Annotated in this window: 6 protein-coding genes; 3 read left to right on the forward strand and 3 right to left on the reverse strand. The window is 31.6% G+C overall.

Features of this window, described 5'->3' with window-relative positions:
* Window positions 1–239: 239 nt before the first annotated feature.
* The 3 genes from C3E89_RS03305 (at window position 240) to C3E89_RS03315 (ending at window position 4974) form a co-directional block, all read left to right on the forward strand.
* Complete coding sequence (locus C3E89_RS03305) at window positions 240–1598, forward strand: sigma-54 interaction domain-containing protein (RefSeq protein WP_236911071.1); 1359 nt, start codon at window positions 240–242, stop codon at window positions 1596–1598.
* Between the two features lie 307 nt (window positions 1599–1905).
* Entirely contained in the window at window positions 1906–3285 is a 1380-nt protein-coding gene (locus tag C3E89_RS03310) for an alanine/glycine:cation symporter family protein (protein ID WP_236911072.1), read from the forward strand.
* A 42-nt stretch (window positions 3286–3327) separates the two neighbouring features.
* Window positions 3328–4974, forward strand: coding sequence for a M20/M25/M40 family metallo-hydrolase (locus C3E89_RS03315; protein ID WP_236911073.1), 1647 nt, complete (start codon window positions 3328–3330; stop codon window positions 4972–4974).
* Window positions 4975–5027: 53 nt separating this feature from the next.
* On the opposite strand, the gene spoIIR is transcribed toward C3E89_RS03315, so the two are convergent.
* The 3 genes from spoIIR to C3E89_RS03330 all read right to left on the reverse strand — a co-directional run.
* Window positions 5028–5681 carry a stage II sporulation protein R gene (gene spoIIR / locus C3E89_RS03320; protein ID WP_236911074.1) on the reverse strand — a complete coding sequence of 218 codons (654 nt, stop codon included), beginning with the start codon at window positions 5679–5681 and terminating at the stop codon, window positions 5028–5030.
* Window positions 5682–5764: 83 nt separating this feature from the next.
* Entirely contained in the window at window positions 5765–6883 is a 1119-nt protein-coding gene (locus C3E89_RS03325) for a Ger(x)C family spore germination protein (RefSeq protein WP_236911075.1), read from the reverse strand.
* On the reverse strand, window positions 6880–7962 hold a 1083-nt coding region (locus C3E89_RS03330), incomplete at its 5' end, for a GerAB/ArcD/ProY family transporter (RefSeq protein ID WP_236911076.1). The genes C3E89_RS03330 and C3E89_RS03325, both read right to left, overlap by 4 nt.

Here is a 7962-nt window from a genome sequence, read left to right on the forward strand (position 1 = left end):
TAGAAGGCCTATTAAATTTACCCTTTTTTAGCTAGAATTGATTGAAATATTTATTAAAAATTTTTAAATTTACTATTGACAATTCTTAGCTGGACTTTTAAAAATTTATTAAATTATATCATAAATATTAGAAACTTTAGAATTTTTAAATTTTTATTTGATGTATGAAAGGGGGGATGATATCATTAAAGTAATAAAAGAAAACTTTTACGGAAGCTTTATTGAGGAGGGCCAAATAGATGCTTAAAAAATCCCTTGAAAATCTACCTAAATTATTCAATTATGCTGATTTTTTTGTAGTTACCGATAAAGATGGATATATAGAGTTTTATAAGGTATATAGAAGTCTAGGAAGTAAAATAGTGGAAAATCCAGTAGGCCTTCATATATTGGAACTGCACCAACATTTAAATGAAGAAACTTCTACCATAATGAGAGTATTAAGAACCGGCGAGCCAATAATTAACGAAAAACAATATCTGAATATTTTTAAGGAAAGAACTGTAACTGTATTAACTACTACTTTACCTATAATGGCAGGAAATGAAGTAATAGGAGCTATTGATATCAATAGGTACTTTGATGTAGATTTAAGGAAAGTTGATGAACACGATATTAAAGACAATTTCAATTATAGTGATCTTTTCTTTACTATAGATGATATATTGACTAGTAATCCTGCTATGATAGAAGTAAAAAACAAAACATTAAAGGCTGCTAAAACTAATTCTCCTGTTATGATATATGGAGAAACAGGTACCGGAAAAGATTTAATAGCTCAGGCAATACATAATCATAGTTTTAGAAAGCATAATCCATTTATAGTCCAAAACTGTTCAGCTATACCCTTAACCTTAGGCGAGGGCATCTTTTTTGGAACAACTAGGGGAAGTTTTACAGGTGCAGAGAATAAAATGGGACTTTTTGAAATGGCAGATGGAGGTACTCTAGTATTAGACGAGTTAAATTCTATGGATATCAATCTCCAATCTAAATTATTAAGAGCTACGGAAAGTAGTGTTATTAGACGGATAGGTGGTGCTGGATTAATATATGTAGATGTAAGGCTAATTTCTATATTAAATGAAGATCCTTATTTTGTTATGGAGCAGAATAAAATGAGAAGGGATTTATTCTATAGAATGGGAGTAGTATTAATCCATGTTCCCCCTTTAAGAGAAAGGAAGGAGGACATTCCTTTACTGGTCCATAGCTTTATTGAAGAGTATAATTTAAAAATGGATAGAAATATAAAAGGTGTAAGTAAACAAGTTATGGACTTACTTATGGAATATAGTTGGCCAGGAAATGTTAGAGAATTGAAACATGTTATTGAGGCTGCTTTTAATTTCACAGAAGAAGAAACTATTAACGAAGAGCAATTACCTGATCACATAAAACATCAGTCTAAAAATAGAGAAAGTACCATTGATATAAATAATAAATTCTGTTTAAATACTGCTCTTAAGGATTTTGAAATCAATTATATTAAGCTGGCTCTTGAAAGTAGCGAAACCTTAAATGAAGCAGCCAAGTTGTTGAAAATATCTAGACAGACATTAAAATATAAGATGGATACTTATGGAATAGAGATTTAATAGAATTTTTATATGTTCAATAATGTGAAGGGATAAGCAAAAATTTTTTTGCTTATCCCTCTTTTATTATTATAGAATAAGCAAATAATGGAATAAAAATTCATTGTCATAAGAAATCAAAAACCAGGTTTCTTGCGATAATAACCTACACAGGCTTTTTTTGAAAAAATTATTTAGTATAATTATTTAATTGGCATAATAATTGCTATATTTAGTATATATAGAATATTCTGATAAATGGGGGTGGTTATTAAATTATAGGATTAGGTATTAGTTCTATATTCTAAATTAAAAGAGGAGGGTTTTCATGGATGGTTTTGTAAATGCTATTATTAACTTTTCCAATTGGCTTTGGGGAATACCCATGTTGGTTATCTTGGTAGGTGGAAGTCTCGTTTTAACAATTAAATTAGGCTTTTTTCAGTTTAGATATTTCCCTTTTGCAATGAAAGAAACTTTTGGAAAGATATTTAAAAAACCTGAAGGAGAAGGAACAATATCTCCTTTCCAAGCAGCAACTGCCGCTTTAGCTTCAACTATAGGGGCTTCTAATATAGTGGGAGTGCCTGTAGCCATTGCCTTTGGTGGTCCAGGGGCTGTGTTTTGGATGTGGATTGTAGCCTTAATAGCTAGTGCAGCTAAATTTTCAGAAATAGTATTAGGTATTAAATACAGAGAAAAGAACGAAGAAGGTGAATATGTAGGAGGACCTATGTATTTTTTAAGTAAAGGTATCAAATCTGGTTTGGGTAAAGCTTTGGGTATTATATTCTCCTTCTTCTTGATGCTTGAAATAATTCCTTCTATTGCAACTCAAGCTGTCTCTGCAGTACAAACGGCTGAAACTATTAATATACCAAACTGGATAACAGGCTCAGTTCTTGTGATTTTAGTAGGTTTAGTAGTATTTGGTGGTATAAAAAGAATTGCAAGTTTTACTGAAAAATTAGTTCCATTTATGGCATTACTATATATAATAGGTGGTATAATCATTATAATAGTAAATATTACAGAACTCCCAAAAGCTATTGGTCTTATTTTTAAACATGCTTTCACTCCAATAGCCGCTACTGGTGGAATCGCTGGGGCAGGAATTGCTCAGGCTATTAGATGGGGCACTGCTAGAGGAGTTTACTCCAATGAAGCTGGCATGGGTACTGCTCCAATAGCCCATTCTTCAGCAGTTACTGACCATCCCGTACGCCAAGCAATGTGGGGTATATTTGAAATAGTAGTAGATACCTTAATTGTATGTACTGTAACTGCATTGATCGTATTGGTTTCTGGGGTATATGAAATAGTTCCTGCTGAACAAGCTGCAAGTATGCCAGCAGTAGCCTTTCAGCAATTATTGGGCAATAATATAGGTGGAGGAGTTGTTACCATTAGTATATTGTTGTTTGTATTATCTACCATAATAGTTATTGCTTATTATGGTAAAACACAAGCCGAATTCTTATTTGGTGCAACATTCTCTAAGATTATGATTGTTGTATATTTAATTGCTATAATTTTAGGAGTATATGGTGGTATTGAATTTCTATATAATTTCTTAGATGTATTATTAGCTACTATAATAATTCCAAATATGATAGGATTATTGATGTTATCCAATGAAGTAAAGGATTTGAAAGATGAATTTTTCAGTAACCCTAAGTATTATAAAAAAGCTAAAGTTAATAATTAATGTTGACGTATCAATAATATTATCATCCTAGGAGGTAGAAAAATGAACAAAAATATAAGCAAAAATATCGAAGCTCTTACACTAGAATTGGCGGAAATTCGTAGTGTAGTAGGAACAAAAGAAGAAAATAATGTAGTAGAAAGAGTATATCAAAAATTTAAAAAAATGGACTATTTTAAAAAGCATCCTGAAATGGTAAAGTATGTATCCGTAAAAGATGACCCTCTTGAAAGAAAAAGCGTTATGGCTATGGTTAAGGGTGAAAAAGGAGATAGCAAAAAAACCGTAATATTAATAGGACATACAGATACAGTAGGGATATCAGACTATGGCATTTTAAAAGATTATGCTACTAAACCTTTGGAGCTGGCAGAAAAGTTAAAGGAAGTCTCCCTTCCTGAGGAAGCTTTAAAGGATTTAGAATCGGGAGAATATTTATTTGGACGAGGAATATTCGACATGAAATGTGGTGTAGCCACTTTGATGACTATAGTGGAAACCATTTCAAGTGATGTGGAAAACTTTGAAGGCAATATAGTATTTGCTGCTGTATGTGATGAAGAAGGTAATTCAGGTGGTATGCTTTCAGTAGTACCTGAGCTAATAAAAATTCAAGAAAATGAAGACTTTGAATACATGGCAGTAATCGATACAGATTATAGTGCTCCTAGATATGATGGAGATAATACCAGGTATGTATATGTTGGGACTGTAGGAAAATTAATGCCTAGTTTCTATATTGTGGGCTCTGAGGCTCATGGTGGTGACCCTTTTAAAGGGCTAGACCCTAATCATATATCTTCAGCTATAGTAGAGGAAATCGATTTTAACACTAAATACTGTGATGAAGCAGAAGGAGAAGTTACGGTTCCACCTATATCTTTACGACAACAGGACTTGAAACCTGAATATTCAGTTCAAACTGCTAAAACTAGTTATTTATACTTTAATTTTGGTACCCATAGTAGTACCCCTGACCAAATGATGGATAAAGTAATAGATGGGGCTAATTTAGCTTTTCAAAAGGTAATAGATAATTTAAATGAGGAGTATAAAAAATACTGCAAATTCAATGGATTCCCTTATGAAAAGCTTCCTTGGGAACCAAGGGTTATATCCTATGAAGAATTATATAAAAGAGTAAAAGAAGAAAAGGGTCAAGAAGTAGATAAAGTATTAGATGATTTAAATGAAAAATTATTAAATGATCCTAATATAGACGAAAGAATATTTGCATTAAAAATGGTAGAAACCCTTCATAGTATGTGGTCTGATAAAGATCCAGTAGTAGTAGTATATTTTTCACCACCTTATTATCCACATATATATGTAAAAGGAGAGTCTCCATTGGAGAAAAAACTACTAAATGTAGTTAATGAAGTTGTAGAAGGAATAAACTCTAATTACAATATTGAAATGAAAAAATTCTATCCTTATATCTCTGATTTAAGCTATGCAGCAGCTCCTCGGGAAGAAAATGCAGTAGGTTCTTTGAAAAATAATATGCCTGGCTTTGGAATTAAATACAATCTTCCTATTGAAGAGATGCAAAAGTTAAATCTTCCTGTAGTAAACATTGGCCCTTTTGGAAAAGATGCTCATAAGTTTACAGAAAGATTGGAGAAGGATTATTCATTCAATATTGCACCAAGACTAGTTTATCAAACAATAATAAATTTACTAAAGTAATATAGGTTAAATAATAAAAGTTGCTACTAGATAAATTCTAGTAGCAACTTTTATTATTTTTCTGCTAAAAAATCTGCTAGATATGTTTTTGTTTTTTCAAACACTTCTGCTATTTTGGATTTCAATATTATAGGGGGCTCTTTATCAGCAAGGAGAAGGTCTATTTCTTCTTGTGTAAGTACATTCCTTAACTCTTCTTCTGCTTTGATAGCATCGCTATGGTTAATATCTACAAAACATAAAGGAGGAAACATAACGCACCACCAGTTCTTGCCTTTACCTTCTCCTATAGTTACTTGCAACGTTTCATACTCCCCTGCTGGAAATACAATATTACCATATTTCCTTGTGGGGAAATTCTTGTTTTCTAAGGCTACTTCTACCGGGAAATCCTTCCCTTCTCTTTGGATTACTTTTTCAGCAATGGATTTTATATGGTCTAGGTTATCTTCAACTAATTTTCTAGTTTCTTCTAAAGAACTACTCTCTCCAAATCGATTCCCTGTTTCCTTCAGTATTTCATCCCTTATCTTCAGCTTTAAAGCTTGATCTTCATCTTTATCGCTATTAGCCTTAATATGAAATCGAATTATTTCATCTTTAAATCCGTCTACATCCGTGGGTTTTTCAGTTGAATAGGGATGGATTATATAAATAATAGAAATAATTAATAATGCCAAACTAAGGATTGTTTTTTTATAATTCATCTTAATTCCTCCTAAGTTGTTTTTTACTTTCACTATTAATTATTTCCTATCTTTGTTTTTTTATACAAAGGTTTAATCAATTGTCATTTGGTCAATCCTGTTCTCCTTATCTTCACATCTATGGTAACATTTATATCTATATTTGGAAATATTTCTTCCCAGTTATCCTTTATCTTTTTCCATGTTCTAGGCTGGAATTTACTTAAATGCTCCCCAATCCCTATTATATCTGCCTTATGTGTCTTTTGAAGTTTATTAATAGTTCTATTTACTTCTTTCTTAACACTCTGTTCAATGGCTTCTTCCATTTCCTTTAAAACTTCATTGTCAAAGACAGTTTTATTTTGATCCATAATATATCCTTGTAAATAGCCTTCCATTCTAATTGAGAAATCCGCCTTTATACCGTCTTCTACCCTTATCTTTTTACTAGATTTAGTCCCTGTTACGGTATAGGATATTAGATCTTCTTTATAAACAATATCTATAGTTTCGTTTTGAGTTTTATTCTTTAATAAACTAATGGCTCTGTTTTCCTTTTCATCTATCCAGGCAACACGTTTATAATTTTTCATTATGCAGCCCCCGGATATTATATATCTATTATCCTTTATAGTAATTCTTGGCGTAATAGTTGCGCCAGAGTAATCAAAATCCGATATTAGTCCAGTTAAAGTCTGAGATGTAAACCGACTGGATGTTTTATTATCTTTTACTGTAGTATATATAACTCCATCTACCGTCTGCTCTCTGGTAACATTTGCATCTATTATATCTCTTGCCTTTCCTTCTGCTACTAGTATCTGAATCTTTTTGTTTATTTTAGTATCTCTATTTAATTCATCTATTACTTCTCTTACCAAATTCTCCTCATTTAATAGTTCTTCTCCTAGTATTAAAACCTTTACATGTTTGAAATAAAAGGGAAAGGGGGTTCTAGTGCTAAGCTCTCTACTAGCTTGGAATATGCTGCTACAAGGCGTGGAAAGAACAAAGGACCTTTTATCTTCAGTAGCATTCTTTCCTATGGCGTTTATATTGGGATATTGGTAAGTAACTATAAATCTGTTCATCTCTTCTTTTTGGTTTAAATCAACCCCTATATCAGATACAAATATTCTTTGTTCTATTTCTACTTTATCCCAACATCCGGATATGAATATTAAGGAAAAGATTAAAATAATCAGGATTTTTTTCTTCATATTCTACTCTTCCTCCTTTTTACATAGGCAAATATAAAGATAGTAGTGGGGATGATCAATATAGAAATTATAGCAAAATAATTTAAAATCCTTCCCATCACCGTATTGGTTTCTATTAGATTATCTGGTAATAATGCTATTGAATAGATAATAGGAACTAAAGCAGGTATAAATAGCTCATGGTTTTTTGTACGGAAAATATCTCCTAATATAATTCCAGAAGTATGAAGAAATGGCCCCATAGTTCCATATATAACCATTACCCAAGCAGCCATTACTATTCCATCTAAATTCTCCAAAAAATATCCTGGCAAATCCACTTCTTTTATGACGGCTATAGTAGGCCATATTTCCCTTTGTAATTGATGTATTCCATATTGGGATAGGGTTACAAAAAACACAATTAAGTATACTCCTACAACCATTAATATACCTCTCATACAATATTTAAAAGAGTTGTCCTTATCCTCTGAATTAGGTAAAGCTAGAAGCAATATTTCATAACCAGCATAGGAAAAGATGACAGCCATAATACCTCTAGGAATTTCTTTGTATTCTATGTCTAATAATGGATATATATTGGTAAAGTCAGCATTAGGCAAATTAACCAATATTAAAAAAATAATGAACCCTAGTATAATAGGGTATATCATAACAGCCACTCTAGCTATAACTTCTAATTTAGACCTAGCCACATAGGTTATAGCTACTACCATGGTTAAAACTATTATTTCTATAGGAGTAGTCTCTAACAAATAGGCTTTTATCACTTCTGCAAATATTCTACAAGCGTAGGATAATAAGAGTATGGAATAGGATAACATAACTAAAAGAATTATGTTAAATATGATTGGATGCATTACTATTCTACCTATTTGAAAAAAGGATTTTCCTGGATATAGTTTAAATAATCTATCCATCATAAAAACAAAAGGTAAAATAATCAAACCTCCTAATACTATTACCATCCAGCCACTGGTATTAAGTATCATAGCTAAATCACTAGGTAAAGAGAGTATGCCTACTCCAATTACAGTGGTAATCAATAACGCTTTTATCTGTTGATTGGATATTGTATT

The organism is Clostridium sp. Cult1, assembly GCF_021655095.1.
Lineage (GTDB): Bacteria > Bacillota > Clostridia > Tissierellales > Tepidimicrobiaceae > Schnuerera.